We start from the raw sequence: 26,254 nt of genomic DNA, 5'->3' as shown, positions 1-26,254 counted from the left end.
CGCAGCGCAGCGCTCCTTCAGCGGTGCGCTGCAGAGCCGGGGCCCATGCTTCCGAGGCGTTCGTGTGGCGTGGGTCCCGGCTCTGCGGAGCAGCGCTACGCGCCGCACCGCGTCCGGGACACGAGAGTGTGCCCGGCCGGAGCCTACGACGACGCCAGCTTCGGCCGGCCGTAGATCGCATCGGCCCGTTTCTCGAATGCGGTGGAGAAGCGCGCGAATGCGGCGTCGAACATCGAGCCCATCAGCAGCGCCAGCATGCGGCTCCTGAATTCGTAGGAGAGGAAGAAGCCGACGTCACAGACATCATTGCCGTCCTCTTGGCCCCTGGGCTCGAAGGTCCAGCGGTTTTCGAGGTTGCTGAACGGACCTTGCAGATATTCGACCAGGATCTTCAGATTGGCACGGTCGAGCGTCACGCGGCTGGTGAAGGACTCTTTGACCAACTTGAACGACACCGTCATGTCGGCCACCAGCACCTCGGTGCCGTCAGGCTTGGCCATGCGCTGGCGGACCTTCAGCGCGCTGCACAGCGGTACGAATTCCGGGTAGCGCTCGACGTCGGCGACCAGATCAAACATCTTGGGTGCGCTGTGATTGACACGGCGCTTGCTCGAAAATTTGGGCATAGCGGTTCAGCGGGCAGTCGCGGCCCGCGCGGCCTTCAGTCTCGCAAAGTCCTCGCCGGCATGATGCGACGAGCGGGTGAGCGGGCTTGCCGACACCATCAGAAAGCCTTTGGTGTAGGCGACCTTTTCGTAAGAACTGAATTCGTCCGGCGGCACGTAGCGCATCACGGCGTGGTGTTTGCGGGTCGGCTGGAGATATTGCCCGATGGTGAGGAAGTCGACGTCGGCGGAGCGCAGATCGTCCATCACCTGCTGCACCTCGTGGCGCTCCTCGCCGAGCCCGACCATGATGCCGGACTTGGTGAAGATGGTGGGATCGAGCTCCTTGACCTGCTGCAGCAGCCGGATCGAGTGGAAATAGCGCGCGCCGGGCCGCACCGTGAGATAGCGCGACGGCACGGTCTCGAGATTGTGGTTGAACACGTCGGGCCTCGCCGCGACGACGACCTCCAGCGCCCCCTGCTTGCGCAGGAAGTCGGGCGTCAGGATCTCGATCGTGGTCGAGGGACACGCGGCCCGGATCGCGCGGATGGTCTCTGCAAAATGCTCGGCGCCGCCATCGCCGAGATCGTCGCGGTCGACGGAGGTGATGACGACGTGCGCGAGGCCGAGCTTGGCCACGGCCTCGGCGACGTTGTGCGGCTCGGCCGCGTCCAGCACATTGGGCATGCCGGTCTTGACGTTGCAGAAGGCGCAGGCACGGGTGCAGGTGTCACCCATGATCATGAAGGTCGCGTGCTTCTTGTCCCAGCACTCGCCGATGTTCGGGCAACCCGCCTCCTCGCATACCGTGTGCAGACCGTTGGCGCGCACGATGTTGCGGGTGTCGGCATAGCCGCGGGTGTTGGGCGCTCGCACGCGGATCCAGTCCGGCTTCGGCGGCGAAGCGGAATCGGGGCGATTCACCTTTTCGGGGTGGCGCGGCCGCAGCGGGTTCGAGATGGTATCGACAATAACGACCATGGGGTGTCCGGTCTGTTCAGGTCCTACCTAGTCGGTCTCGCTACGCATCGCAACCCGGCTCGCCCTGCTTCAGGGAACATGGCAGATATGGGCAATATCCTGCTCTGTTCTCAAGCGATTCTCATCTCGAATGACTCCAGTCTCGAAAGCCTCCACACCACGACTCGGCAAAGCCCTGAAACGTGCCTTTTTCGGACGCAGCGTCCACGAGGTCGCGCCCGACCTGATCGGCGCGACCCTGCTGGTCAACGGCGTCGGCGGGATCATCGTCGAGGTCGAGGCCTATCATCATACCGACCCCGCCGCGCACTCCTACAACGGTCCGACGCCGCGGAACCAGGTGATGTTCGGTCCGCCCGGCTTTGCCTATGTCTACCGCTCCTACGGCATCCACTGGTGCGTGAACTTCGTCTGCGAGGAAGAAGGCTCGGCGAGCGCCGTGCTGATCCGCGCGTTGGAGCCGACCCACGGCATCGCCGCGATGCGCCGCCGCCGCCATCTCCAGGATTTGCATACGCTGTGCTCGGGCCCGGGCAAGCTGACCGAAGCGCTCGGCATCACCATCGCGTACAACGCCTTGCCGCTGGACCGGCCGCCGATCGCGCTGCATGCACGAACGGAGGACGTGGAAGTGGCGACCGGCATCCGGATCGGCATCACCAGGGCGGTCGAGCTGCCCTGGCGCTATGGCGTCAGGGGCTCGAAATTCCTGAGCAAGCCGTTCCCGAAATAGTTGTCGTTCCGGGGCGCGGCGAAGGGGCGAACCCGGAACCTCGAGATTCTCAGGCGCGCAATTGCGCGCCGTAGTTCGATGCCACGCATCGCCCCGGAATGACGGGAGTTTTACGACGCCTGTTTCAGCCGCTCCAGCGCTTCGAGCAGCTTGGCCTTGCGGGCCAGCGCCGCCTCGCGCTTCTCGCGCTCCTCCTCGACGACCTCTTCGGCCGCGTTGGCGACGAATTTCTCGTTCCCCAGCTTCGACTCGGCGCGCTTGATGTCGGCGTCGGCCTTGCCGATCTCCTTGTCGAGGCGCGTACGCTCGGCGGCGACGTCGATCACGCCCTTCAGCGGCAGCGCGGCGACCTCGCCGCGCACCAGCAGCTGAACCGCGCCGTCCGGCGCGCGGTCGGCGAAGAAGATGTCGGACAGGCGGGCCATGCGCTTGATCACATCCGTCCAGCGCGGCGCGCGCTCCTTCGTCTCGGCCGAGGCGCCGGCGAGCACCAGCGCCGTCAGCGTCGCCGGGGAGATGTTCATCTCGGCGCGTACCGAACGGATCTGCGTGACGAGGTCGATCACCCAGCCGATCTCGGCCTCGGCCGCGGGATCGGTGAAGTCGGCATGGTCGAAGATCGGCAGCACCCAGGCCGGCGAGACGAGCGCGTCGGTGGGGCCCGTCGTCGCCGCGAGCATCGCAAGCTGCTCCGGCGTCGGCTCGGCCGGCTTCAGCGGCCATGGCGCCAGTGCCAGCAGGCCGTCGCGCTTGGCCGTCACCTCCCACAGCTCTTCGGTGATGAAGGGCATGAAGGGATGCAGCAGCTTCAGGATCTCGTCGCGCGCCCAGGCAACCATAGCGCGGGTCTCGTCTTTGGCGGGGCCATCCGGGCCCAGCAGCACAGGCTTTGCGAGCTCGACATACCAGTCGCAATAGACGTTCCAGACAAAGCGGTAGATGCTGCCTGCGGCATCGTTGAAGCGGTAGGCCTCGATCGCCTCGGTCACCTCGCGCGTGGTGTGCGCGCTCTCATGTGCGATCCAGCGGTTCAGCGTCTCCTTCGCCTTTGCCGGCTCGAAGCCCTCCGGCATGGCGCAATGGTTCATCTCCGCGAAGCGGCAGGCATTCCAGAGCTTTGTCGCGAAGTTGCGGTAGCCCTCGACGCGGCTGGTGGCGAGCTTGATGTCGCGTCCCTGCGCCGCCATCGCAGCCAGCGTGAAACGCAATGCGTCTGCGCCGTATTCGTCGATCAGGTTGAGCGGATCGATGACATTGCCCTTCGACTTCGACATCTTGGCGCCCTTCTCGTCGCGGACGAGGGCGTGGATGTAGATGGTCGAGAACGGTACCTCCTTCATGAAGTGCAGGCCCATCATCATCATGCGGGCGACCCAGAAGAAGATGATGTCGAAGCCGGTGACCAGGGCGTTGGTCGGATAGTAACGCTGCACCTCGGGCGCGTCGTCGGGCCAGCCGAGCGTCGAGAACGGCCACAGCGCCGAGGAGAACCAGGTGTCGAGCACGTCCTCGTCGCGCGTGATGAAGCCGTCCCGCTTGTTGCGGTCGAGCGCCATCTCGCGGCCCTGCTCGGCCGTGATGACCTCCTGCTCGACGTAATAGCCGAGCGCGTGGCTAACGGCTTCTTCCTCGGTCTCGGCAACGAACACCTTGCCGTCGGGGCCGTACCAGGCCGGGATCTGATGTCCCCACCAGAGCTGGCGCGAGATGCACCAGGGCTGGATGTTCTCCATCCACTCGAAATAGGTCTTTTCCCAGTTCTTCGGCACGAAGCTGGTCTCGCCCGAACGCACCGCCGCGATCGCGGGTTTTGCAAGTGTCTTGGCGTCGACGTACCACTGGTCCGTCAGATACGGCTCGATCACGCTGCCCGAGCGATCGCCGTGCGGTACCATGTGGGTGTGCGGTTCGATCCGCTCGACGAAGCCGAACGAGTCCAGACGCTCGACGATGCGCTTGCGCGCCACGAAGCGGTCGAGCTTGTTGAATTCCTCGGCGAACTGCGAGGCGCCTTCGGGCAGGTCGCGCAGATAATCCTCGTTGTCGAGAAGGTCGAGGCAACCTTCCCTGTCGATGACGCTGATCCGGGCGAGGCCGTGGCGGTTGCCGACCTCGAAATCGTTGAAGTCGTGCGCCGGCGTCACCTTGACCGCGCCGGAGCCCTTCTCCGGATCGGAATACTCGTCGGCGACGATCTTGATCTTGCGGCCGACCAGCGGCAGGAGCACGTTCTTGCCGATCAGCTTCTGATAGCGCTCGTCATCGGGATGCACGGCCACGCCGGTGTCGCCGAGCATGGTCTCCGGGCGCGTCGTGGCAACGACGATGAAGCTCGAGGGATCCTCGGGGCTAAAGGTCCTGCCCTCGATCGGATAGCGCAGATACCAGAGATTGCCCTTGACCTCGGTCTGCTGCACTTCGAGATCGGAGATCGCGGTCAGCAGCTTGGTGTCCCAGTTCACCAGCCGCTTGTCCTTGTAGATCAGGCCGTCGCGGTGCAACTCGACGAACACCTTGATGACGGCCTTCGACAGGCCCTCGTCCATGGTGAAGCGCTCGCGCGACCAGTCGCAGGAGGCGCCGAGGCGCTTGAGCTGGTTGATGATGGTGTCGCCGCTCTCGGCCTTCCACTGCCAGACCCGCTCCAAAAACTTCTCGCGGCCCATCTCGCGGCGGCTGGGCTGCTGACGCTCCATCAATTGCCGTTCGACCACCATCTGGGTGGCGATGCCGGCATGGTCGGTGCCGGGCTGCCACAGCACGTCGCGGCCGCGCATGCGCTCGAAGCGGCACAGGATGTCCTGGAGCGTATTATTGAGGGCGTGGCCCATGTGCAGCGAGCCCGTCACGTTCGGCGGCGGGATCACGATGGTATAGGGCACGGCGTCGCGGCGGTCGGGGCGACCGGCCTTGAACGCAAGGCTGTCCTCCCACACGACGGACATGCGGGCTTCGATATCGGCGGGCTGGTAATTTTTCTCGATCATGGGCTGCTAGAAAGCCGCGCGCGAGGGGCAAGTCAACGAAAAGGTCGAAGAGAAGGTCAACGGAAAGCCCCGCGGCAAAACGGCTTCCCGGCCCGCTGGAAAGGCCGAATATGACGCTTGAGCGAGGCTTTATGAGGGCTGTGCGGCCGCCCTACCTGCCGCCGCGCGAGACCCGCTCGATTTCGGCCTTCACGATGCGTTCAACGAGCCCCGGCAGATTGTCGTCGAGCCAGGATTTCAGCATCGGACGCAGCATCTCCTTGACCAGATCCTCCAGCGTCCGCGCATTGCTGCTGAGCACCGTGTGGGCCAGGGAGTTGAAGGCGGATTCGACCGCGGAGACCGTCGATTGCGCCAGCATCGGCTGCTGCGGCGGCAGCGGCGGCGCATCGAAATCCACCTGTGCATAAGACGGCGGTGGCGTCGGTCGCGGCGGCGGCGATTCGGCGAATTCCAGATCGTCGCGCGGCTCGACCTTGCGAAAGTTCGGCGGCTCTGGTGGCGGCGTCGGCTCCACCGCCATCTCGTCGGTCAATTCGAGCACGTCGGGTTCGGGCTCCGGTTCCGGAGCACGGACCTCGGGCGCAGGCGTCGTCGCGTCGAGCCCCGCCAGCAGCGCGTCGATATCGTCCTGGTTGTTGGATGCATCTGCCGCAGGTGCGGGCGGCGGGGCCGGTGCTGGCTTCGCAGCCGGCGGCGGCGCGGGTTTCTCGGCGGCAGGTTTTGCGGAGGCGACCTTGGATGGCGGAACGTCGTTCATCGCCTGCGGCTTTGGCGGCGCGACGGGCGCCGCGGCCTTCTCGGGTTTCGCGGCTTCGGCCGGCGGCGGCTTGGCCTCATCGTCGGCAATGATGCGCCGGATCGAGGCCAGAATCTCCTCCATCGAGGGTTCTGTGACCTTTGCAGGCTGCGTCATCTCCGACTCCACATCATCAACGCCCTCGCATGCGTTGTTTTACACCAAGCACGACAGGATTGGCCGGTTCCGCAACGGACGCCCCGACATTTTCGTCGCGGCAGCCCGACTTGTCCCCAGTTCACGGGCTCAACGTGCGCGGTGCGCCCCTGCCCCGGCACTCAAGCTTTACGCACGCAACATCGATGCGTGCCGAATCGGCCCACATCTTCTTGGCAAGGCTATGTCAGGGATTTTAATGATTGCAAGCAAAGCGCCGGTCGGCCTCGGTTATTCGCGGGGGCCGACCGGATGACTACGGGACTTCAGCGCCCGTCAGGCGTTCGCACGCCGGCCCAGCTGTCGCGGACCTGATGGTAGTGCACGCTGGGATCGTAGACATTTGTCGAAAGGCCGAGGACCTGCGGCGCAAGGCGGCCGACGGCGGCAAGGACGTTATAGGATGCCACGACACGGTCGTGCTGCGCGGTCACCAGCGCGACGCGCGCATTGACCAGCGCCTGCTGCGCGTTGAGCACGTCGAGAGTCGTGCGCTGACCGGCCTTGGCTTCTTCGCGCACGCCGTTCAGCGCGATCTCGGAGGCCGTAACCTGTGCCTGCGCGGATTGCACCTGCGCCTTGCCAGCCTGCAACGAGCCCCACCACTGCACGACGGTCGCACGAGCCTGATCGCGTGTCGTTTCGAGGTTGAGACGCTGCTGCGCCAGGTTTTCCTTGGATTGCCGGATCAGCGAATACTCACCACCGCCCTGATAAATCGGCACCGAGACCTGCGCGATCGCCGATGCGCTGAACGAGCGCATCTGAATCAACGACTGTTCGTTGGCCTGCGTGGCCGATGCCTGGATCGTAACGGTCGGCAGCAACGCACCTTCGGCGACTTTGACCTGCAAGAAATTGACGTCGATGCCGAACATTGCCGCCGTGACATTGGGATGCTCGACCAGGCCGAGCTCGACAGCCGAAGCGAGTGTTGGCGGCAGGAACCGGTCGACCGGCGAGCCCGGTGCGAGGTTCGTCGGCTCGTTGCCGATGATGCGGCGGAAGTTCGCCCGCGTCGTGGTGAGGTTCGCTTCGGCGGTGAGCGCCTGAGTCCTGCCGGCAGCCAGTTGCGCTTCCGATTGCGCGACGTCGGTGCGCGTCACTTCGCCGACGTTGAAACGGTCACGGGTCTGCTTCAGCGTCTGCTCGAGCACGCGCACGTTGCTGCGCTGGACTTCGAGCGTCGCGGCGTCGCGCAGATAGTCCATGTAGGTCGTGGCGGCCTGGAGCAGCACGCTCTGATCGAGGCTGCGCAGCGCTTCGCGGGCACCGGAGACCTGACTCTCCGCCGCCCGCGTTCTGTTGGCGGTCTGATTGCCATTGTAGAGCGTCTGCGTAGCGGTCACTCCAGCGCTGCGAGGCAACCTGTTTCCATGGAATGAGTCACTCCCCGGGGCACTCTGAATATCTTGATATTGATAGCCGCCGCTCGCCGTCAGCGACACCCTCGGGCGATAGCCCGACAAGGCCTGAGGCACGTTCTCGTCGGTCGAGCGCACCTGGGCGCGCTGTGCGTTGAGCTGCGGATTGTTCTGATAGGCTCGCACCAAAGCGGCCTCGATCGTGTCGGCCAAGGCAGGCGCGGGCCCGGCCAGCGCCATCAGCAGGACCGAAACCGCAGCTCCGGTGAAGAGCTTCACCCCATGCATCCGTGAAATTCCGTTCATTCTAACGCCAGGCTCGTGCCCGCGAACCTGGTTACCGTATCCGAGTGGAGTCGTTACCCCGTCGCAACATAGGACGCAGTCAAGCGCGACGGAACTACTCAAGAGTGGTTCCCAGTGGAAACTCTTTACGTGCAGCATCCCGGCCACACTTCTGATTCAGAACGGGATTTTACGGGCGAAACCCGTGATAGGGCCGTCAGAAGACGAAAGCGGCGGCCCGTTCCAGCCCGGGAAGGACCGGAGCTGCGGCATCGAACAGCGCCCGGTGGCCGAATTCGCCGTGGGTACGGGTCATGATCACGGCCCGCGGCGGCCTCGATTCGGCAGATACCCCGACCAGGCGCCCCCCCTCCCTGAGCTGTCCGAGCAACCCTTCGGGCGTGACCTCGACGGCGCCGTTGAGGATGATCACATCATAGGGGGCGGCAGACGGATCTCCCTCAGTGCAGGAAGCGGCCTTGCAAGTGACGTTGGTGAGCCCGAGGCTGGCAAAGGTGTCCCTGGCCTTTGCAACCAGAGCCGATTCGTTCTCCGTCGCGGTGACCTGGCGCGCGATCTTCGCCGTCAGCGCCGCGAGGTAGCCCGTCGCGCAGCCGACCACTAGCACATTGTCATCCGCGCCGATTTCGGCGGCCTGGAGCAGCTTGCCGGTCAGCTGCGGCTTGATCAGGAAGCGCTTGGTGCCGTCCTCGCTGACGTCGAGATCGAGGTCGAGATAGGCCAGGGCCTGCTTGGCCGCCGGCACGAATGTCTCGCGCGGAACCGTGAGCATGGCGTCGAGAACACGGCGATCAGTGACGTCATTGGTGCGCACCTGGCCATCGACCATTTTGAGGCGCGCGGTCGAGAAACCGGACATTTGCGGACCCTGAGATGCGGACGATGCCGCGGACGAAACTTGGCGGCATCTTTGGAGCAGGCTCCGGGAAAACGCAACACGTCCGTTGGCCTGGACGGACCAGACCTGCGCAGGCTCCAAAGCCTGCCCACCTCATGGGATCGGGCGGAGGATCAGCTATTCGATTGTTACCGCGAGGCGGCCGATCAGTGCGGCGACTTCGTCGAGCCGCACCGAGTCGGGGGCATCGACAGCGCGCGCGAGACAGGCCAGGCACTCGTCATCGCTGAGCTCGGGAACATCGGCCGGCAGGATCGAAGGGGCCGTCCGGGAAAGGTCGGCCAGGATATCTGGCATGGGAATCAGCTCCGTAAGAATTCCGGCATGTGCCAAGCTCGATGCAAAATAAGTCGAATTGGCGTCGCTCTCATGACCCGACCGCAGCCACGCGCACACAAGCGCTTGAGCGCGATCTTGCTGAATTCGGGCGGAGCAATGTTGAGATCCCGCTTCAACCATCATCGCGCGTCACGTCAGAATGTGAATGCAAGACACTGAAAATGCGGTGAATTGCGCTCCAGTCACCGCCCGGTCCGCCAGCCGGCGCATCGACGCGAGCGCGCTCGCGGCAACTCCCCTCCCGTGCGCGGTCAACGTCGCGAGGCGTGCGCACCACGCAGCGGAAGCCGATATGGCTGGTCGAAATATCGACCGGTTCGGCGCGGCGCGCGGCGGGCCGGTAGCGCCGGCAATAATTGGGTGCGCAGAGATGCGAGCCGCCCTTCAGGACTTTGCACGGAATGTGGATGTCGGGCCGACGCGTGTCGTAGCTGGTGTCCTCGCGGCCGCCGCGCGGATTTTTCGGGACGCAGCAGGATTTTGCGGCGTCCGCCGGATGGCTGGGTGACCACCAGTCCGAGGTCCACTCCCAGACATTGCCGATCATGTCGTGGAGGCCGTAACCGTTCGGCGGGAAGGCCATGACCGGCGAGGTACGCTCGAACCCGTCATCGCCGAGATTCTGGACGGGAAAATTGCCCTGCCAGATGTTGGCCATGTGCTTGCCGCCGGGCATCAGCGCATCGCCCCAGGCGAACTCCTCGCCGTCGAGACCGCCGCGGGCGGCGAATTCCCATTCCGCTTCCGTCGGAAGGTCCTTGCCGGCCCAGCGGGCATAGGCGGCTGCATCGTTGTGCGAGACGTGCACGACCGGATGGTCGTCGAGGTCCCTGATGTCGCTGCCGGCGCCATACGGATGTCGCCAGTTGGCGCCGCGCACGAACGACCACCATTGGCTCCAGTCGGTGAGATCGGTGATGCGCGGCAGCGGCGAGAACACCAGCGAACCGGCGTAGAGCGTGTCGTTCAGTGCGCCGGGACAGGCCGTTGGATCGGAAACGACCTGCGCCTCGGTGACATGGCCGGTCGCCTCGACGAATTGCTTGAACTGCCTGTTGGTCACAGGCGTGCGGTCGATCCAGAAGCCGTCGAGGGAGACGCGATGGCTTGCCGCCTCTTCGGGATAGTGGTGGTCGGATCCCATGCGAAAGGTCCCGCCGGGAATGAAGACCATCTCGCCGGTCTTCACGTCATCCGGCAGCCACTCACAGTGACCCGGCTCCGCCCGCAACATGGTGCAAACTCCGAGACGCGCATTCCCGCAGCTACGGTGCCGACTTCGGCCGATATCGACGATGGCCCATTGCCCGACACGTCAGGCGCATTGTCTGGCCTCATCTTCCCGGCGCCAACTGTGCGAAACCCGGTGTCGCAGGGCGAACACCGCTGATGTCGCTGAGCTTGCAAATGGTACCCCAGGATTTGACGGCTGTGACGTGCAGTTTGTGCCAGCACGCCGCGATTCGCGAGACTCCACGATGCAGGTCGCGAGCTGTTCGATCAGCAGTGTCGCGCAGTACCTCAAAACGCGAAGTCGGTCGGTCGTACCCAGTTCGCATTGTGGTGGTGCTTGGCTGTCACCGCCGCAGAATTGTCGGGCTTCAGCAACAGAATACAGCCATGGGGAAATTCCTGCTGGTTGATTCGCGGCAGCTGGACGGTTTCGAAGGCCTTCACCAAGCCGTGCACGGCTCACATGTCGACGTGATGCAGCTCGGACGCGGGCGTCTGCGCGGAACCCTGTCGCACGTCGGTATCGGCGATTTCTCGCTGAGCATCGGTACCTTCAACGTCGGCATGCGCACGCAGCGCGTCCCCAGCGACGACAAGCTGATCGTCGGAATGCTGCTCGCGGCCGAAGAGCGCGTCGCCCACTGGTCGTTCGACATGCAGCTCAATGACGTGCTCGTCATTCCGCCGCTGGTCGAGCATGACGGCGTCTTTCACGGCCCGTCCGCGTACGCCGCGATGCGTTTCGACCTCACCGAGGTCGTGTCCCTGTTCGGCGGCGAGGCGCGGCTGGGCGATCCCGAAACCTGGCGCAGCCGAGGCCATTTCCGTGCGGACCTCGAGACCGGCGCGATTGCCTCGCGCCGCCTGGTCCGGATCATGTCGCACCTCTGCGGGCACCAGCACGGACTGACGCCGTCGACCGCAGATTTCTGGAAGCGATCGATTGTCGAATGCATGGCGGCCAATGTCTTGTCGTCGCTGCCGCCCGACAACAGCGGATGGCTGCCCTCGGCACGACGGCTGATCCGCAGGGTCGAGGAGTATCTCGATGAGACCGGTACGCGCCCGGTGCATGTTTCGGAGATCTGCGCCGCGCTCGGGATGTCGCGCCGCACCCTCCATCGCGCTTTTCAAGAAGTGTTCGGCCTCGGCCCGGTGACGTTCCTGCGGCAGAAACGTCTGTGCACCGCTCACTCCATCCTGCGCGAGAGCGCCCCGGGCTCGACGACCGTCACGGCGGTGGCAATGGAGCAAGGCTTTTACGAGCTGGGGCGATTTTCGCAGTATTACCTCGCCATGTTCGGCGAATATCCATCGCAGACGCTGGGAGTCGGAGCCGCTCGCCGTCGCCTCCACCCCTCCGGGCATGAAATCTAGGCACCCTGGCCGGCGGCACCGAGGCCGGTCCAACCGATTCCCTTTGCGCCGCTCAGCAGAACGAACGCACAGCCGAGGTCTGTGTTGCTAACATGCAACACAATCAAGCGTTTGATTTTGTTGGATTTTGGCTCCCCGGGCTGGATTTGGCTCCTATTGACGTGCCAGTAACCTATTGACTTGACTTTGTTATCCGGAGCGAAGGCTCTGTGCGTGTATAGAGTCGCGGTGGTTCGTGTGTATAGACCCATCCAGAAATCCGGAAAATCGAGAGGCGGCAATCGGCAGTCTGCTCGCTCGCGCTCGATCCTAAGGTGGCCAAGTTCAACTTAGGAATCACCCCGCTTGGCGCTTGCACACGTCTTTCATTTTCTCGAAGGCAGCCGGCAATCCGCTCACATCGAATGTGTAGTCAAATCTGTCCTTCTCGCCTTCCGCCCGAACGATCAGCGTGTTTTCCCCTCCGACATACTCAACAAGATCAAACCCGATGTTAGCTCTCTCTGGGAACGCGAAGCCACCGTACTGCATCGACGTAGTGATGATCACAAAGGAGGTTGAAGATACGGACTCTGCGTCCCCCACTCCATGCGTGCCTGACGTAGGAAGTGAGCGCCTTGGTATATAACTCCAGCCACTGTGATTTGACATCCAATCCATAGTCCTTGTGCGTGTCCGACAGATGGATGTCGTAGTTTTGAATAAACTCATTCGGCTCGATTAGCCCGTAAAGCCCTGACATAATCAGAATCTTCACCCGGCTGCTGTTCTGAAAATAGCTTTCCCATCCCTCTTTGGTGATCCGCCCATAGATGCGGCCGGTGTAGCGTTCACAAGCAGGGAGATACCGGGCTAGATCAGGATGCTGCCATTGAACTCGGCAAAGACATCCTCACGGGTGAGCTTGCACAGGATGACGTAATCTGGACCGGCTTGCAGCAGCGGGGTATCAGCAAGGATGCTGCTTTCGGCTCAGTGCATCAAGTGGTCAGCGTCGGACAGGCGGCGGCCATGCGTGAGCTTGGACAGGCTGGCTACGATGAACTGACCCGGCTCGCCGACAACAGCGCGGCCATCAAGAGCGTCGTGATTGATCACGGCATCAAGAGAATGACCGGCAAGGCCAAGCACGTGACGTGGAGGCATGTGCTCGCGCTAGCTAGGCAATTTGCGAGAGCATAATCACGAAGCGCTTCAATTGCCTCTAATGGGGGTCTCAACCGGAATGCAAAAGCCCGCCATACCGTTTCCTAGCTCGGAAAAGGGTTTCTCGCCGCGAGTAAAAACGGCAACGGACGCTCTGAACCCCTCAATGCAAGCCTCTTTCGTCTTAAAGTAACCCACAGGCGGTGAACCGACATTAAGGACTAACGCCCATACGAGGGCTGAACTTCCGAACATGAACGTAATTTCTCCGTCGCGGTGAAATAAAGAAACACCCTATTCAGCCCCGGCTAATACCGTATTGGCTGGGGCTGGCGATACCGCAGCATCGAGGACAGGCGTGGTGGCTGGGGCCAGCAACTTCCAAGCCTTCACCATCCCTTCGCGCTTACGGGCTAGCAATCCAAGGGAGCCGTAGTCATCGGACGCATCACCCTCAGTGTGGCCCTGTATCTTATTCGCGATGTCACGGGTGACGCTGGCGTCTCGTAAGGCATCCTTGAAGGTGTGACGCAGGCTGTGGGTGGTCTTGGGCTTTTTTGCCTTGGGATCACGCAGCCCGATGGTGGTCAAGCTACGTCGCGAAGACCCCGAATCACGGAAGTGGAAGCGCTACGAGCAGCAGCGCAAGCTTATCGTTGGTGAATTTATCAAGGTCGTCGGGGACAAGGACATCACCGAGATCACCCGCCCGGAAGCTCGCAGCTTCGTCATGAAGCTGGAGGCGGACGGCTACAAGCCCTCCACCGTGGAGAAATACAGCAAGTTCATGAGGGAGGCTGACCGGGTGGTGCCTGCGTGAACTTGAGTTGGAAGGCACGAATCAGTTCTCGCGGCTGGAAGTCGCGAAACCCGCCGATCACAACGAGGACGGCGTGTCCTTCGAATACGATGAAGTGAAGTCGCTCCTGACCAAGACCGGCACCATGAACGATGATCTACAGGACATCGTCAGGCTGCTCGCCTGCACCGGAGCGCGGCTTGCCGAGATCACCGGCTTGGAGGTTCGCGACATCTTGGACAAGGGTGATGATGGTGTTGTCCTCGATCTCCGATTCAACGACATCCGGCGCTTGAAGAACCAGCAGTCTGTCCGAACCGTGCCGGTGGTTGATCAGAAGTCGGTTGCGGTCCTACGCACGAGAATCAAGGGCCGCAATCCCTCCGCCCCTGTCTTTCCGCGTTATGGACGTGATGGTGGCGCTGATGCGGCGTCCGCGATCTTGAGCAAGTGGTTGTCCGCAAGAAACTGGTTTAGGCAGTAGGAGACGACCGGGCGGCGCTTGTTACCGGCCAGCAGGCCGAGAGCGGCGGACACCGCTTTCAACTTGATCGGGGCCTTACCGGCTGGATAGGCATCAAGCTCCTCACTCAGTTCCTCAGTGTTGCCGAACCCGGCAGCGCTGAGGATGATGTCTTGCCCTTCCGACCTGTCATCGTGGTCGAGATGAGCCAAGCCCCCGTTCTGGTCAGCCAGCCCTTTTGTCCTGAGCGAGCGCAAGGCCATCTCAAAGACAATGTCTTCACCAACCCCCGCCTTCCGCCTCGCCCGTGCGAATACCTCTTCTGCGGTCGAGTGCATCTTCGCATAGTTTCTGAGAACCTTGGCCGGGTCGCGGGTGCGGAGACTGCGGATGAACTCGCCGCCGAGATCGGCGCGAATCTCATCAGGAACCCGACGCCTGTACCCATAGAATCCGGTCGGGGTGATCGTGAGATAAGGAATCTCGGACAGGAAATGAGGCAATTGGGAGCGCTTTGACATGGCTTGGCTCCTACCATGTGTAGCCACTTGTGTATAGACCACGTGGACATCGTGGATCGCTCTGGAGCCATTTCTTCAATTTTTGGAAGGGCTTACGCGGTAAGTGGTGGCTCCCCGGGCTGGATTCGAACCAGCGACCATCCGATTAACAGTCGGATGCTCTACCGCTGAGCTACCGAGGAAAAGGGCGAACTCGTCGTTCGCGCGCGGCTGCGTATAACAAAGCCGGTTGCGCTTGCAAAGGACGAATTCGCTATCTTGCACAATGCGGCGAGAAAGGCCCTGGAGCGGCCCCTCCTCCGGCAAGTCAGGTCAGGTCGAACTACTCGGCGACGAACGAGGTGGTCTTGGTACCGGAATCGTAGCGCAGCCGCAGCGCGGTGAACTTGCAGAGGTTGACGTTCTTCCAGAGCACGGCCTCGTCGTAACTCTGCCAGTCGACGCGGACGTTCCAGACGCACCCTTCGTCGTCATCGTCGAACTCGACATAGGTGCTCGCCTGGTTCTGCAAAACCTTGTCGAGCTCGTTGTCCCATTCGTCCAGACCATCGTCCGGCGCGTTGAAGCCCAGGAATTTGATGGCGTAACCGGTCTCGTTGACGATGGTGACGTTGCGGGCATCAGCCGCGAACGACGGCGCGGCGACGATGGCAAGACCGATCGCGGTCAGTGCAGACAGAAAATACTTCATTTGAAAATCTCCCGATCGAAACAGGCTCCGGCGCCCGAACCATGATCGAGAGATCAATGCGCGATCGATCAGTGCTCTGGCGCGTTGCGCGATGTGAGACACGCAACGCGCCAGTTCATATCGTTTCGAATTCTCCGCAGCAATGAACCGGCATTCATAGATCGGCGGAGTTTGTTTTCTCCGGCACGGCCACAGGCGCTGGCACGGCCGCGCCGTTGCTCTTTCCGGTCACTGCGCCGACCAGCGCCTTCACGGGATCCTCGTCCGGCGCAAAGCCGCTCTGGCGCAGGATCTCGTCGATCATCGGACGCAGCGCATGCACCTTCAGGAGCTCGCCGGCGAGCCCCTCGCCGAAGCCGACATTGCCGCCGCCGCTACCGTTGCCGCCGAACATTCCGCCGGTGTGCAGGATGCGGACGTCCTTGAGATTGGCGATCGGCTTAACCATCTCGGCCAGCGCCGAAGGCATGGTCTCGATCCGCTTCTTGGCGATCTCGAAATCGATCACGTTGCTGCCGAGCTTGTTCTGCGCCTCGTTCTTCATGGTGATAACGGCAGCTTCGGCTTCACCGATGTTCCGGACGCCGACGGCCTTGATCTTGTTGGACTCGGCTTCGGCGGTGGCCAGCGTCTTGACGGCCTCGGCGCGGTCGAGCGAGGCCTTCTTCTCGGCCTCGGCCGCGACGATCAGTTCGGTCGACTTGCGCTCGGCCTCGGTTCGCGCAGCAAGCACCTGGGTGAGACGCGCACGGTCGGCGACCTCGACGGCGCGGGCGGTCAGGACCTTTTCCTCCGCAGAGACGGCGAGCGCTTCGGCCGCCTTGGCCTCGGCCACGGCTTCCGATGTCTCCTTGCTTTTGGATGCGATCTGGATCTCGTTCTCTTGCGTTGCGATCTGGATCTCGCGCTGCGCGTCGGTCTTGCGCTTGTTGATCGCCAGATCCGACTCGATCACAGCGGTTTCCTTGACCTGCTTGGCGCCGGCCTCCTTCTCCGCAACGGCACGGTCGGTGTCGATGCGGGCGTTCTCCTCGGTCAGGCGCGCGGTCTGGGTCGCGGTCGCGACCTCGGCCCGCGTGCTCGCGGTCTTGTTGGCGATGTCGCGCTCCTGGGAGAGCTCGGCCTCCTTCTTGGTACGTTCGATGGTCAGCGTCTGCTGCCGTGCCTCGAGGTCCTTCTGCGCGATCGCCACCTCGTTGTCGCGCACGATCGAGTTGCGGTCGCGGCGTCGGGTTTCGGTGACGGTTTTCAGCTGGGTCAAACCTTCGGCGTCGAAGAAGTTTTCCGGATTGAAGAATTTGACGTCGGTCTGGTCGAGCTTGGTCAGCGATACCGATTCCAGCTCGAGCCCGTTCGACTTGACGTCGGACTCGACGGTCGCCTGCACGTGCTTGACGAAATCGCTGCGCTTTTCCTGCAGCTCCAGGATGGTCATGGTGGCCGCCACCGAGCGCAGGCCGTCGACGAATTTAGCCTCGACCTGGTTACGCAGGGCTTCGGCGTCATTGGTCAGCGCGCCCAGCGTCTGGCTCGCCAGCGCAATGCTCTCATCGTCGGGGCGGACGCGCACGTAAAATTCGGCGACGATGTCGACGCGCAGGCGGTCCTTGGTGATCAGGGATTCCCGCTCCTTGCGCTCGACCGTGAGCCGCAGCGTCTTCAGATTGACGCTGGCATAGGAGTGGAAGATCGGCAGGATCATGGCGCCGCCGTCGAGCACGACCTTCTTGCCGCCGAGGCCGGTACGCACGAAAGCCTCGTCGCGGGTGGCGCGCTTGTAGAGGATGGTAAAGACGATCCCGAGGACGACGATCAGCGCGACGCCGATCATGGCCGGGACTGCGATGTCGAACATGACTTTCTCCGCTAAATGACTTGCTAGTTGCTTAGAGATGGTTTGGACGGTTTGAGTTCATCCTCGGCCTTCACCGCGACGAAGCGGGAGCCGGCGCGATCGACCAGCAGGACCATGGTTCCCTGCGGCAGGGGCGATGACGAGGGTGCGGCGACCGCCCAGACGAAATGGCGGTTGCCGTGGATGTCGGCGACGCTGACGCGGCCGGGCGGTCCCTGGTCGAGCGGCCCGATCACGACCTCACCGACGCGGCCGACGAGATCGCCAAGGCCGACCGCGTAGCTCTCATCCTTGGGAATGACCCGCGCGATGGCCCTGCTCGTGGCGCGGACCAGCGGAACCGAGACGACGACCGCCCCGACCGAGGCGAGCGTCGCCGGCAAGGGGCCGGCCACCAGCCGCGCGATGTCCTGGATGAGGAATCCGGTGATGGAGAAGGCGCCGAGCAGCAGCAGCAGGAAGATCAACAGCGGCACGCCGCCGACATTGATCCAGGAGATGGCGTTGATGATGCCGTTGTCGCTGGGATGACCGAAATCGATGTTGGTCCCGAGCATCTCGCTCAGCGAAGCCCCGACCAGCATCGAGACCACCTCGATCGAGCCGACGATGAGGATCATGGCCGCCGCGATCGCGAACGGCCTGACCTCCGGCGACATGACGTGTTCGAGCAGAGCGCTCATGACACATTGCTCAGGAGCGCGACTTCAACCGCGCCAGCCTCGCTGCAATCTCCTTGTCGCGATGCAACGTGCTGAGCTCGTCGATGTCGCTTGAAAACGGAATGGCTGCGGGAACGCCGGTGGCCCGCGCCACCGCCCTGCCCGCGCGCAATGCCTTCGCCGCCGCCGAGGCACCGCCGGGTTTCTGGGGCGACGTCTGGGCCTGGTGGCTTGCCGCTGCCTCGCTCTTTTCGAGATCGGCGCGACGCTGCTCGGCATCCTGAAGTGCCGACAGCACGGCGCGCAGCGAAGTCACGCCACTCTCGATCTTCTCGTTGTTCTCGTCGATGGCGCGGGAGAGCACCTCGAACTGGGCCTCCAGATCCATCTGCCGCGCGATACCGGCGCGGGCGAGATCGTCGCGGCTATCAGCGATCGCGCCTTCGATCTTGGGAGCGAGGTCGGCCATCTCGCGTTCGATCTCGGTGCGGCGCGCGTTGAGCCGGTACTCCTCGGCCCGCGCGGCGGCGAGTGCGTCGCGCGCCTCGGCTTCGGCGCGCTCGATCTCGCGGATGGCCTGGCCGACCACCTTGAGCTTGTTCTTGCCTTCGGCCTGCTCGATCGCGTCATAGGCGATCCCGGCGATCAGGCGCCCGACCCGAGACAGGAAATTGTCGGGGGCAGCAGCGATGGTATCCATGGCGTTCTCCTCCTCTGGCAGACTGTTCGGCGTGACGCCGTAGTGAACTTCGAAGCCGTCGTCAGTGCGGATGAGGTGCGCGGGCGCGCTCTGTCCCCAGCCCTCGGCATAACCGGCGTAGTCGAAGGGCACGCTGAAGCGTCCTTGCACGGTCGCAATCGAAATGGTGGCGGGCCCCTTGATCTTGGCGAGCTTGTCGTCGAGCGGCAGGCGGCGACCTTGCGCGGCGCGATAATCGGCGCGGTCGCGTAGACCCAGCGTCACCAGCCGCGAGGGCAGCGCCGTCTTTTTCCGGATCGGGTCATAGGCATGGGCGTGCAGCAGGACGAGGTTGGAGCCGACATTGTGGCTCCGCGCGACCACGTCCAGAATTTCCATCATCTGGTCATAGGCCTGGAAGGTCGCCTCCAGAGCGGCCTTGGCGGCCGGGTCAGGGGCAAGCCTGTAACGCAGCGCCGACGGCGCATTTCGGGGCGACTGGCTCATGGAAAGCACTAAAGCACCATTTTAGTGCTTTCGGAAGGAGTAGTTTGATCACGTTCCACTGATCCACCTGCACTCTGTCGGTTAGTCGCGGCGGCTCGGCGGCGCGTTCAAGGGCGGGCCGATCACCCTACATCACGACCAATCAAGACTTCTTGCACGCGCGGGTTGCAATCTTGAGACGAAGTGGAGAGAGCGTTCGGTGACCCGCCACTCTCGTGTTCCGGACAAGCGGAGCGCAGAGCCGGGACCCAGGGAGCCGCGGCACTCGCTGCAACATCGGCCCCGGCTCTGCAGCGCATCACTTCGTGCTGCGCAGGATCGTAGGATGGGTTAGCGTAGCGTAACCCACATGCTTCAGGCGAAGTTGGTGGGTTACGCCGGGCGGACCGCGCTTCGCGCCGCCGCTTTGCTAACCCACCCTACCGACTGTCGCCTCACGGCCGCCGGCACACCAGATCGATCTCGATCAATGCGTCGTACGCGAGCCCGGTGACGCCGACGCAGGTGCGGGCCGGCAGACGATCTGGCGGAAAGAACGCGCGGTACGTCTCGTTCATCGCCGCATAATCCTCCTTGAAACGCGTCAGATAAATCCGCGTCATCACGACGTGCTCGAGGCCGAGATCGAGGCCAGCGAGCACAACCTTCAAATTTTCCATCACTGCGCAGGTCTGCGCGACGATACCGTCCGGCAGTACGCCCGGGGTTTGCGGCGTGTCCGGCATCTGTCCGGTGACGAAGACGAAGCCGTCGGTCTCGACAGCGTGGCTGAAGGGCGCGACCGGCTTCGGTCCGCCGCTAATCATGTGGAATTTCACGTGAGCTACCCTTGAAGTTTGGAGGCGTCCTGAAACAGGCGCTTGCTGATGATCGCATGCACGCCCCAATTGCCGTCGACGACCTGGGTGACGCCGAAGTCGACCGCGGCCGACATCAGCGCGATCGCCTCGTCCTCGCTGAGGCCTTTCACATTCATGAGGAAGCGCCGCATCTTGCGGAACGCGTCCTTCATGGCGAGGTCGAGCGAGGACTTGGCGTAGACCTCGCTCTGGCCCTGCGCGCCGAACTCGGCGAGGTAGTTGGGATGGCTGAAGCCGGTCAGCACCCAATCCGTTTCGGTCTCGATCAGCGGATAAGAGAGATCGGCGAAGGGCCGGCCGGCGAGATCGGTCTTCTTGTGCAGGATCACCTCGAACGTGCCGGTCATCGAGCATTCGATTGCAGTGCCGCTGAGCTCGCCGTCGCCCTGTGCGGCATGGGAATCGCCAACCGACAGCAGTGCGCCGGGCACAGAGACCGGGAGATAGATGGTCGCCCCCTTTCCCAGCCGCCAATTGTCCAGATTGCCACCAAAATAGGATGGCGGCACGGAGTCGACGAAATCAACCTCGCGCGGCGCCACGGCGATCACGCCGAAATGCGGACGCAGGGGAATGCGGATGCCGTCAAGCACGGCATGCCGGCGCTTCACCGTGCCCGATACGACGGGAACGCCGGGATAATCATACGTCGTGTGCACGATGCCGAATGGATCGGTCTGCGGCTCCCAGCGATAGGAGTAGAGCGCGCGGGCGTGCGGCTCCTCGGGATCGTCAAAAATCTCGTAGATGGTGACGATTTCGCGCGGCTTGGGGCCGCCGAGAAACTCGTTGTAGTGATAGCCCCACCAGGCCGCGACCGAGGAGCCGAACACGCGGCCGGCATGGCTCGGATTGCAGCTGGCGCGCGGCACGATGTCGAGGATGCGCACCTCCAGCACGTCGCCGGGCTGGGCGTCCTTCACCGCCACGGGCCCCGTGCAGATGTGAACGCCAAATCCCTCGCCGGCGCCGCGGCCGAACACGCTCGCGTCCATCGGACCGGCACCGCGACGATCGACATTCTTCTTGTCCCGTGTCCAGCCGAACACGCTTTCAGCACCGGCATCACCAGCGATCATCATCTCGGGAGCATCGGAAGCGTGCTGGGTCAGCGTTTCGATCGTGATGGTGTCACCCGAGGTGATCTCGATCTGCGCCGGCAGCGAGCGGCTGAAATAACCCCAATGAATGCGACCGGCTTCGACCGGCAGATGGTGATGCCGGCGCTCCGCTGTCGTTCGCTCTTCGGCGTCGGGACAAGCGACGCTGCTGCGGGCGGCGACGCTCGGATGCACGCGAAGCTGCGCCAGCGCCTCCTGCGGCCAGCCGCGCTGACCGGCCACGCCATGTTGCGCGATCGCCCGCTCCGCCTCCTGCTGCCGAAACTCGCGCGGCGGCAGACCGAAGCGATGACGGAAGGCGCGGCTGAAATGCGCGGAATCGCCAAAGCCATAGGCGTAGGCGATCTCCGAGATCGAGCGATGCGCTTCGGTTGGGTTGGACAGATCTGCCCAGGCACGCTGGAGCCGGCGCTCGCGGACGTAATGGGTAAAGTTGTCGCCGACCGTCTCGAACAGCTTTTGCAAGTACCGCTCGGAAATCCCTTCGGCCTGCGCGACGCGCGCCGGCACCAGTTCGGGATCGTCGAGCCGGCGCTCGATGGTCTGGCAGATCCGGTGCAGCAGCGCGGCCTGTGTCGCGCTCGATCCGGCGTCGGATGTCGAGGCCGCCAGTTGATGCGCGAGAGTCAGGAGCAGATCGACCAGTGACTGCGCAACCGAACTCCATTCGGCGTCGCTCAAGCTGTCGAGCGTGCGCGCGGTCGCGTCCAGCAGGCGCGAGAACACATCGGCAAAGCCGCTTGGCGGCACCACGCGGGGCTCGCCAAGCCTGGGTTTACCCGAGAGGCGTCCGTGCAGCGCTTCCGACGTCACCGAGAGTACGATGGCGCGCATGTCGCGCTGGAACACGATGCTCCAGTCGCCGCTCCGCGGCAGCAGCACGAGATGACCGACCGGAACGATGCGATGACCACCGGCGCTTTTCAGCACCATGCCGTCCTCGACCGGCATCAGGGCGATCGGAATGTCTTCGTTCGCTTGCAAGAGCGGACCGATGGACTGCGCGCCCGCGGCCATGCGCGTTAATGCGACGCCGGCGGCATGACGATGCGAAGCTGTCGCATGTCCGTCGAGGAAGGAATGACCAGCTGCCGGCTGCAGGCCGACCGCCGCTAGCACGTCCCGCCAGGCTTCGGGGCGATCGTCTTGCGCGTAGGACTCGCTCGTGAAGGGACGGAAGCTCATCGGATCGACCCAGATTGCAGTTGATCGAAGCAATCGCTGTGCCAGACGCACGCGGTCATCCGTCGCAGCGACGGGTCGTAGATGAGGTTCGTTGGTCACCGTGTCATCCCAGAAACAGGCCCGCCTTCAACGCCTTAGTCGCACCGAAACATGTTCTTGCGGATCGTGCCGTGGACACCCCAATTGGCGTCGACCACCTGGGTGACGCCGAAATCGGCGCCAACCGACAGCAGCGAGATCGCCTCGTCCTCGCTGAGGCGATGCACGGTCATCAGGAAGCGCCGGAGTTTTCTGAACGCATCGCGCATCGCGCGGTCGAGGCTCGAGTGATTGGCAATCTCGGTTTGCGCGTCAGCGCCGAGCGTGGCGAGATAGTTCGGATAGGTGAAGCCGTAGAACGACCAGGCCTGATCGGTCTCGAGCATGGGATGATCGAGACCTTCCAGGTTGGTGCCGGCCAGATCAGCCTTCTTGTGCAGGATGAACTCGAAGTCGCCGGTCAGCGAGGTTTCGATCGCGGTGCCGCCGAGCTCGCTGTCGCCCTGAGCGGCATGAGGATCTCCGACGGAGAAAAAGGCGCCTGGTACCGCGACCGGATAGAACATCCGCGCACCCTTGCCGATGCGCCAGTCGTCGATGTTGCCGCCGGTGTAGCTCGGTGGAATCGAGCTGACGAAATCGGCTTCCGACGGCGCGAGGCCCATGGTGCCGAAATGCAGCCGCGCCGGCACCTTCACGCTCGACAGAATGTTCTCACGCTTCCTGATGGTGGCGTGGTCGACGCGGACGCCGGGATAGTCGATGGTGGAATGCACGATGCCGTCGGGGTCGGTCTGCGGTGTCCAGACGTAATTGTACACGGCCTTCGCATAGGGCTCGCCGGACGTGTCGAGCTCGAAGATGGTGACGACCTCGCGCGGCTTCGGCTCCTCGATCAGATCGTGATAGTGAAAGCCCCAGTTCGCCGCGACGTTGGAGCCGAAGCAGCGGCCGGAATGGCAGGCGCTGCAGCTCGGCCGCGGCCGCACGTCGAGGATGCGCACTTCGAGGATGTCGCCGGCCTCGGCACCTTCGATCGCGACCGGTCCGGTGAGCAGATGCACCCCGATCCCCTCGCCTGCGCCGCGAATGAAGGGACCTTCCGTCGGGCCTGAGCCGCGCCGCGCCACCGCCTTGTGCTCGCGCGTCCACTGGAACACGCTCTCGGCGCCGGGATCGCCCTGGATCATGCGCTCGTAATCGTCATTGGCGTGATGGGTCAGCGTCTCGATGGTGGCGCGGTCGCGGGAGCGCAGCGTCAGGGCTGGGGCGACCTTCTTGGAGAAATAGCCCCAGTGGACTGTCTTCGGCGAAACCGGCAGCGTGAAATGTTTCATGACGTGGCCTCATCAGGGAATGCGGTCTTGAATCTTGCGGCGGCAGCGCTCATCGCACCGGCTCCGGGGACTTGTCGGCTTCCATCACGCTGAGGAAACGGGCCGTGAGCGGATTGCGGGGATTGGAGAGCACCTCGTGCGCCGGCCCCTCCTCGATGATCGTGCCACCGCTCAGGAACGCGACGCGGTCGGCGACTTCGTCGGCGAAGCGGATCTGGTGGGTCGAGATGATCATGGTGAGGCCGTCGTCGATCGCAAGACGCCGGATCACCTCCAGCACCTCGTTGACCAATTCGGGATCGAGCGCTGAGGTCGGCTCGTCCAGCAGCAGCACGCTCGGGTTCGGCGCCAGCGCTCGCGCGATCGCGACACGCTGCTGCTGGCCGCCGGAGAGATGCCGCGGCAAGGCGTCCGCACGATGCGTCAGGCCGACGCGCTCCAGCAGCTCGGCAGCGCGGCGGTCGGCATCGATGCGGGTCATGCCGTGAACCCAGCGCAGCGGACCGGCGATGTTTTCCCTGGCTGAGAGATGGGCGAACAGATTGAACTGCTGGAACACCATGCCGACGCCGACGGTCGCCCGCTCGTTGGCGATGGCCCGCGGTGACAGCAGCTTGCCGTCGTCGTCGAACCCGAGACGGCGGCCGCCGACGCGCACGGTGCCTCCGTCCCAGCTTTCGAGATGGTTGATACAGCGAAGCAATGTGCTCTTGCCGGAGCCGCTGGGCCCGAGCAGCGCCACCACCTCGCCCACGCGCACCGAGAGATCGAGGCCGCCAAGCACTTTTTGCGCGCCGTAACTCTTGGTGAGGTCCTTGGTCTCGACCGCGATGTTGTTGCGCGCGATCGTGACCGCACGCCGCGTGCGCTCCTCGCGGGTCAGCGCCAGCGGCGGCGTGTCGGCAGGCTCGGCCTGCACGGGCTCGGGATTGTCCGCCGTGGCCTCGGCCAGCTCGAGCTTGGTCGTGAGGTCGACACGGCGCCACGGCAGGTAATCGGCGAGCTTGCGCTGGCGGCCCTTGGCTCGGTCGAGATCGAGCAGCCACTCGACGAACAGCTGGATCACGCTGATGGCGAAGGTCAGCACGAGGTACAGCAAGCCCGACGCGAAGAAGATCGAGAAGAAATCGAAAGTCGAGGACGCAAGCTGGGTCGAGCGCAGCGTCAGCTCCTGGACCGCGACGACGGACGCCAGCGAGGAGTTCTTCAGCGCGCTGACGGCCTCGTTGCCAAACGCAGGAATCATGGTGCGGATCGCCTGCGGCGCGATCACCCGCCGCATCAGGATCCGCGGCGTCATGCCGAGCGCCTGGCCTGCCGTCACCTGCCCGCGATCGACGCCGAGCACGCCGGCGCGAAGCATCTCCGCGATGAACGGCGCCTCGTTGCAGGCGAGCGCGAGGCCGGCGGCCAGCACCGCCGGCAGCTTGATGCCGATATGCGGCAGCGCGTCGTAGGCGAACACCATCTGAAGGATCAGCGGCGTGCCGCGGAAGATCACGGTGTAGGCCCTGGCGATCGCCGCCAGCAGCCAGAAGCGCGACAGCTGCATGCCGGCGAGGATCAATCCGAGGATCAATCCGCCGCCAAGCCCGAGGGCAGTCACCTCGAGGGTGAGCTCGATGCCGCCGAGCAGATACGGCATGCTCAGATAGTGGAGGAATAGTGACATCAGTCGGCCGTCAAGATGTCCGGCTCCTTGAAATTGTTCACGTCGAGCCCGTGCTTCTTCAGAAGCGCCATATGCGTGCCGGCCCTCTGCACCTCGATCAGCGCGGCCAGCACGGCATCGCGGAATTTCGGCTTGTCCTTGGGAACGGCGATGCCAACCGAATACGGGATCGTCACCGCGATCGCCTTCTCCAGCTTGTCCGGATAGGCTTTGACGGCGCTGTCGACGGTGTTGACGTCGTTGACATAGGTGTCAGCGCGGCCGGCGAGGATTGCCTGGATGCAGTTGGCGTTGTTGTCATAGAGCTGAACGGTCGGCTCGGGCTTGCCGGCCTTCTTGCACTCGGGGATCAGCGCCTGGATCAGCGGCACCTCGACATAGCCGGTGTTTTCGGCGGCAGCCGCACCACACATCGACATGTTGATGCCGTTGATTCCCTTCGGGTTGCCCTTGGCGACGAGCACGCCGTCGAACACCTTCGAATAGGTGATGAAATCGGCCGCCTTGGCGCGCTCCTTGGTGGCATAGATGTCGGAGATGACGATGTCGGCTTGCCCGGCGGCGAGCGTGGTCAGGAGCGCTGCGAACGTCACCGGCTTGTAGGTCAGCTTGAAGCCGAGGCATTCGCCGATGGCTTCGCCGAGATCGATATCGAAGCCGATATATTTGCTGGGATCCTTCGGATCGATCGTCTCGTAGCCCGGCGTGTGCGGGTTGATGGCGTTGACCAGCGTCTTGCCCTTCCAGTCCGGATATTTGTCCTGGAGCGCGGTGCAGGCGGCGGGCGCCGCGGCCTGTGCGCTCGGCGGTACGGCGCCGACGAGGCCGACAGCGATGGTGGCACCGAGTGCGACCTTGAGCCATGGCAATGATGCGCGTGCCGTTCCCCGCTGCACTTGGTGCGACATTTGGGGCAATACCCGTCCGTCCATCGTC

24 protein-coding genes, 1 tRNA gene and 1 pseudogene are annotated in these 26,254 nt (G+C 63.7%); 5 read left to right on the top strand and 21 right to left on the bottom strand.

Features of this window, described 5'->3' with window-relative positions; genetic code table 11:
• Nucleotides 1–143 precede the first annotated feature (143 nt).
• On the bottom strand, nt 144–626 hold the full coding sequence (locus QSV46_RS29280; protein ID WP_314959719.1) for a type II toxin-antitoxin system RatA family toxin: 483 nt from the start codon (nt 624–626) through the stop codon (nt 144–146).
• Nucleotides 627–632: 6 nt separating this feature from the next.
• Nucleotides 633–1,589 (bottom strand): lipoyl synthase, encoded by a 957-nt coding sequence (gene lipA, locus QSV46_RS29275; RefSeq protein WP_314959717.1) that lies wholly within the window; start codon nt 1,587–1,589, stop codon nt 633–635.
• A 130-nt stretch (nt 1,590–1,719) separates the two neighbouring features.
• Between lipA and QSV46_RS29270 the strand changes: the two genes are divergently transcribed.
• Nucleotides 1,720–2,322 carry a DNA-3-methyladenine glycosylase gene (locus QSV46_RS29270; RefSeq protein ID WP_314959715.1) on the top strand — a complete coding sequence of 201 codons (603 nt, stop codon included), beginning with the start codon at nt 1,720–1,722 and terminating at the stop codon, nt 2,320–2,322.
• Nucleotides 2,323–2,432: 110 nt separating this feature from the next.
• On the opposite strand, the gene QSV46_RS29265 is transcribed toward QSV46_RS29270, so the two are convergent.
• The 6 genes from QSV46_RS29265 to QSV46_RS29240 all read right to left on the bottom strand — a co-directional run bounded on the left by QSV46_RS29265 (nt 2,433) and on the right by QSV46_RS29240 (nt 10,405).
• Nucleotides 2,433–5,309, bottom strand: coding sequence for a valine--tRNA ligase (locus tag QSV46_RS29265; RefSeq protein ID WP_314959712.1), 2,877 nt, complete (start codon nt 5,307–5,309; stop codon nt 2,433–2,435).
• A 151-nt stretch (nt 5,310–5,460) separates the two neighbouring features.
• Entirely contained in the window at nt 5,461–6,225 is a 765-nt protein-coding gene (locus QSV46_RS29260; RefSeq protein WP_314959708.1) for a DUF2497 domain-containing protein, read from the bottom strand.
• Between the two features lie 305 nt (nt 6,226–6,530).
• The gene (locus QSV46_RS29255) at nt 6,531–7,916 is read right to left on the bottom strand and encodes a TolC family outer membrane protein (protein WP_314959707.1); all 1,386 of its coding nucleotides are present in this window, start codon (nt 7,914–7,916) and stop codon (nt 6,531–6,533) included.
• Nucleotides 7,917–8,130: 214 nt separating this feature from the next.
• A complete protein-coding gene (locus QSV46_RS29250; RefSeq protein WP_314959705.1) occupies nt 8,131–8,793 on the bottom strand; it encodes a protein-L-isoaspartate O-methyltransferase in 663 nt (220 codons plus the stop codon).
• 156 nt (nt 8,794–8,949) lie between these two features.
• Entirely contained in the window at nt 8,950–9,129 is a 180-nt protein-coding gene (locus QSV46_RS29245) for a hypothetical protein (protein ID WP_314959704.1), read from the bottom strand.
• A gap of 154 nt (nt 9,130–9,283) precedes the next feature.
• Nucleotides 9,284–10,405: a formylglycine-generating enzyme family protein gene (locus QSV46_RS29240; protein ID WP_314959703.1), complete on the bottom strand. Its 1,122-nt coding sequence runs from the start codon at nt 10,403–10,405 to the stop codon at nt 9,284–9,286.
• Nucleotides 10,406–10,791: 386 nt separating this feature from the next.
• On the opposite strand from QSV46_RS29240, the gene QSV46_RS29235 reads away from it, so the two are divergent.
• Nucleotides 10,792–11,781 carry a helix-turn-helix domain-containing protein gene (locus tag QSV46_RS29235; RefSeq protein WP_314959957.1) on the top strand — a complete coding sequence of 330 codons (990 nt, stop codon included), beginning with the start codon at nt 10,792–10,794 and terminating at the stop codon, nt 11,779–11,781.
• Nucleotides 11,782–12,274: 493 nt separating this feature from the next.
• Here the strand turns inward: QSV46_RS29235 and yaaA are convergent.
• A pseudogene (gene yaaA, locus QSV46_RS41465) lies at nt 12,275–12,619 on the bottom strand (peroxide stress protein YaaA); the annotation flags it as partial.
• 95 nt (nt 12,620–12,714) lie between these two features.
• Here yaaA and QSV46_RS29230 point away from each other — a divergent pair.
• Nucleotides 12,715–12,963: a hypothetical protein gene (locus QSV46_RS29230; protein ID WP_314959702.1), complete on the top strand. Its 249-nt coding sequence runs from the start codon at nt 12,715–12,717 to the stop codon at nt 12,961–12,963.
• A gap of 258 nt (nt 12,964–13,221) precedes the next feature.
• Here the strand turns inward: QSV46_RS29230 and QSV46_RS29225 are convergent, their stop codons facing one another.
• Nucleotides 13,222–13,518 (bottom strand): hypothetical protein, encoded by a 297-nt coding sequence (locus tag QSV46_RS29225; RefSeq protein WP_314959700.1) that lies wholly within the window; start codon nt 13,516–13,518, stop codon nt 13,222–13,224.
• Between QSV46_RS29225 and QSV46_RS29220 the strand changes: the two genes are divergently transcribed.
• Nucleotides 13,508–13,747, top strand: a complete 240-nt coding sequence (locus QSV46_RS29220; RefSeq protein ID WP_314959699.1) for a hypothetical protein — start codon at nt 13,508–13,510, stop codon at nt 13,745–13,747. The two genes, QSV46_RS29225 and QSV46_RS29220, sit on opposite strands and share 11 nt — an antisense overlap.
• 7 nt (nt 13,748–13,754) lie before the next feature.
• Nucleotides 13,755–14,210 carry a hypothetical protein gene (locus QSV46_RS29215; protein WP_314959698.1) on the top strand — a complete coding sequence of 152 codons (456 nt, stop codon included), beginning with the start codon at nt 13,755–13,757 and terminating at the stop codon, nt 14,208–14,210.
• On the opposite strand, the gene QSV46_RS29210 is transcribed toward QSV46_RS29215, so the two are convergent.
• The 11 genes from QSV46_RS29210 to QSV46_RS29160 form a co-directional block, all read right to left on the bottom strand.
• A complete protein-coding gene (locus QSV46_RS29210) occupies nt 14,129–14,710 on the bottom strand; it encodes a DUF6538 domain-containing protein (protein ID WP_314959697.1) in 582 nt (193 codons plus the stop codon). The two genes, QSV46_RS29215 and QSV46_RS29210, sit on opposite strands and share 82 nt — an antisense overlap.
• A gap of 107 nt (nt 14,711–14,817) precedes the next feature.
• Nucleotides 14,818–14,892, bottom strand: a tRNA-Asn gene (locus QSV46_RS29205).
• A gap of 140 nt (nt 14,893–15,032) precedes the next feature.
• Nucleotides 15,033–15,401, bottom strand: coding sequence for a hypothetical protein (locus tag QSV46_RS29200; RefSeq protein WP_314959695.1), 369 nt, complete (start codon nt 15,399–15,401; stop codon nt 15,033–15,035).
• Between the two features lie 154 nt (nt 15,402–15,555).
• Complete coding sequence (locus QSV46_RS29195) at nt 15,556–17,256, bottom strand: flotillin family protein (RefSeq protein WP_314959692.1); 1,701 nt, start codon at nt 17,254–17,256, stop codon at nt 15,556–15,558.
• A gap of 23 nt (nt 17,257–17,279) precedes the next feature.
• Nucleotides 17,280–17,939, bottom strand: a complete 660-nt coding sequence (locus QSV46_RS29190; protein ID WP_314959689.1) for an OB-fold-containig protein — start codon at nt 17,937–17,939, stop codon at nt 17,280–17,282.
• 10 nt (nt 17,940–17,949) lie between these two features.
• Nucleotides 17,950–19,113, bottom strand: a complete 1,164-nt coding sequence (locus QSV46_RS29185) for a PspA/IM30 family protein (RefSeq protein WP_314959686.1) — start codon at nt 19,111–19,113, stop codon at nt 17,950–17,952.
• 425 nt (nt 19,114–19,538) lie between these two features.
• Nucleotides 19,539–19,922 (bottom strand): RidA family protein, encoded by a 384-nt coding sequence (locus QSV46_RS29180; RefSeq protein ID WP_314959684.1) that lies wholly within the window; start codon nt 19,920–19,922, stop codon nt 19,539–19,541.
• Nucleotides 19,923–19,927: 5 nt separating this feature from the next.
• Nucleotides 19,928–22,270, bottom strand: coding sequence for an acetamidase/formamidase family protein (locus QSV46_RS29175; RefSeq protein WP_314959682.1), 2,343 nt, complete (start codon nt 22,268–22,270; stop codon nt 19,928–19,930).
• A gap of 134 nt (nt 22,271–22,404) precedes the next feature.
• Nucleotides 22,405–23,646, bottom strand: a complete 1,242-nt coding sequence (locus tag QSV46_RS29170; RefSeq protein ID WP_314959680.1) for an acetamidase/formamidase family protein — start codon at nt 23,644–23,646, stop codon at nt 22,405–22,407.
• Nucleotides 23,647–23,695: 49 nt separating this feature from the next.
• Nucleotides 23,696–25,318 carry an amino acid ABC transporter permease/ATP-binding protein gene (locus QSV46_RS29165; protein WP_314959678.1) on the bottom strand — a complete coding sequence of 541 codons (1,623 nt, stop codon included), beginning with the start codon at nt 25,316–25,318 and terminating at the stop codon, nt 23,696–23,698.
• Nucleotides 25,318–26,226: an ABC transporter substrate-binding protein gene (locus tag QSV46_RS29160; RefSeq protein ID WP_314959956.1), complete on the bottom strand. Its 909-nt coding sequence runs from the start codon at nt 26,224–26,226 to the stop codon at nt 25,318–25,320. Before QSV46_RS29160 ends, QSV46_RS29165 begins: the two co-directional genes overlap by 1 nt.
• Nucleotides 26,227–26,254: the final 28 nt, after the last annotated feature.

The sequence above is a fragment of the Bradyrhizobium cosmicum genome (assembly GCF_032290525.1).
Taxonomy (GTDB): domain Bacteria; phylum Pseudomonadota; class Alphaproteobacteria; order Rhizobiales; family Xanthobacteraceae; genus Bradyrhizobium; species Bradyrhizobium cosmicum_A.
This window is presented reverse-complemented; position numbering and strand designations above follow the sequence as displayed.

What these genes read in the sequence shown, in the direction of transcription:
- QSV46_RS29200 (WP_314959695.1), bottom strand. Translation starts at nt 15,401, where the DNA reads ATGAAGTATTTTCTGTCTGCACTGACCGCGATCGGTCTTGCCATCGTC.
- QSV46_RS29165 (WP_314959678.1), bottom strand. Translation starts at nt 25,318, where the DNA reads ATGTCACTATTCCTCCACTATCTGAGCATGCCGTATCTGCTCGGCGGC.
- QSV46_RS29265 (WP_314959712.1), bottom strand. Translation starts at nt 5,309, where the DNA reads ATGATCGAGAAAAATTACCAGCCCGCCGATATCGAAGCCCGCATGTCC.
- QSV46_RS29160 (WP_314959956.1), bottom strand. Translation starts at nt 26,226, where the DNA reads ATGTCGCACCAAGTGCAGCGGGGAACGGCACGCGCATCATTGCCATGG.
- QSV46_RS29175 (WP_314959682.1), bottom strand. Translation starts at nt 22,270, where the DNA reads ATGAGCTTCCGTCCCTTCACGAGCGAGTCCTACGCGCAAGACGATCGC.
- QSV46_RS29280 (WP_314959719.1), bottom strand. Translation starts at nt 626, where the DNA reads ATGCCCAAATTTTCGAGCAAGCGCCGTGTCAATCACAGCGCACCCAAG.
- QSV46_RS29255 (WP_314959707.1), bottom strand. Translation starts at nt 7,916, where the DNA reads ATGCATGGGGTGAAGCTCTTCACCGGAGCTGCGGTTTCGGTCCTGCTG.
- QSV46_RS29220 (WP_314959699.1), top strand. Translation starts at nt 13,508, where the DNA reads ATGGTGGTCAAGCTACGTCGCGAAGACCCCGAATCACGGAAGTGGAAG.
- QSV46_RS29270 (WP_314959715.1), top strand. Translation starts at nt 1,720, where the DNA reads ATGACTCCAGTCTCGAAAGCCTCCACACCACGACTCGGCAAAGCCCTG.
- QSV46_RS29260 (WP_314959708.1), bottom strand. Translation starts at nt 6,225, where the DNA reads ATGACGCAGCCTGCAAAGGTCACAGAACCCTCGATGGAGGAGATTCTG.
- QSV46_RS29250 (WP_314959705.1), bottom strand. Translation starts at nt 8,793, where the DNA reads ATGTCCGGTTTCTCGACCGCGCGCCTCAAAATGGTCGATGGCCAGGTG.
- lipA (WP_314959717.1), bottom strand. Translation starts at nt 1,589, where the DNA reads ATGGTCGTTATTGTCGATACCATCTCGAACCCGCTGCGGCCGCGCCAC.
- QSV46_RS29195 (WP_314959692.1), bottom strand. Translation starts at nt 17,256, where the DNA reads ATGTTCGACATCGCAGTCCCGGCCATGATCGGCGTCGCGCTGATCGTC.
- QSV46_RS29240 (WP_314959703.1), bottom strand. Translation starts at nt 10,405, where the DNA reads ATGTTGCGGGCGGAGCCGGGTCACTGTGAGTGGCTGCCGGATGACGTG.
- QSV46_RS29210 (WP_314959697.1), bottom strand. Translation starts at nt 14,710, where the DNA reads ATGTCAAAGCGCTCCCAATTGCCTCATTTCCTGTCCGAGATTCCTTAT.
- QSV46_RS29245 (WP_314959704.1), bottom strand. Translation starts at nt 9,129, where the DNA reads ATGCCAGATATCCTGGCCGACCTTTCCCGGACGGCCCCTTCGATCCTG.
- QSV46_RS29235 (WP_314959957.1), top strand. Translation starts at nt 10,792, where the DNA reads ATGGGGAAATTCCTGCTGGTTGATTCGCGGCAGCTGGACGGTTTCGAA.
- QSV46_RS29170 (WP_314959680.1), bottom strand. Translation starts at nt 23,646, where the DNA reads ATGAAACATTTCACGCTGCCGGTTTCGCCGAAGACAGTCCACTGGGGC.
- QSV46_RS29190 (WP_314959689.1), bottom strand. Translation starts at nt 17,939, where the DNA reads ATGAGCGCTCTGCTCGAACACGTCATGTCGCCGGAGGTCAGGCCGTTC.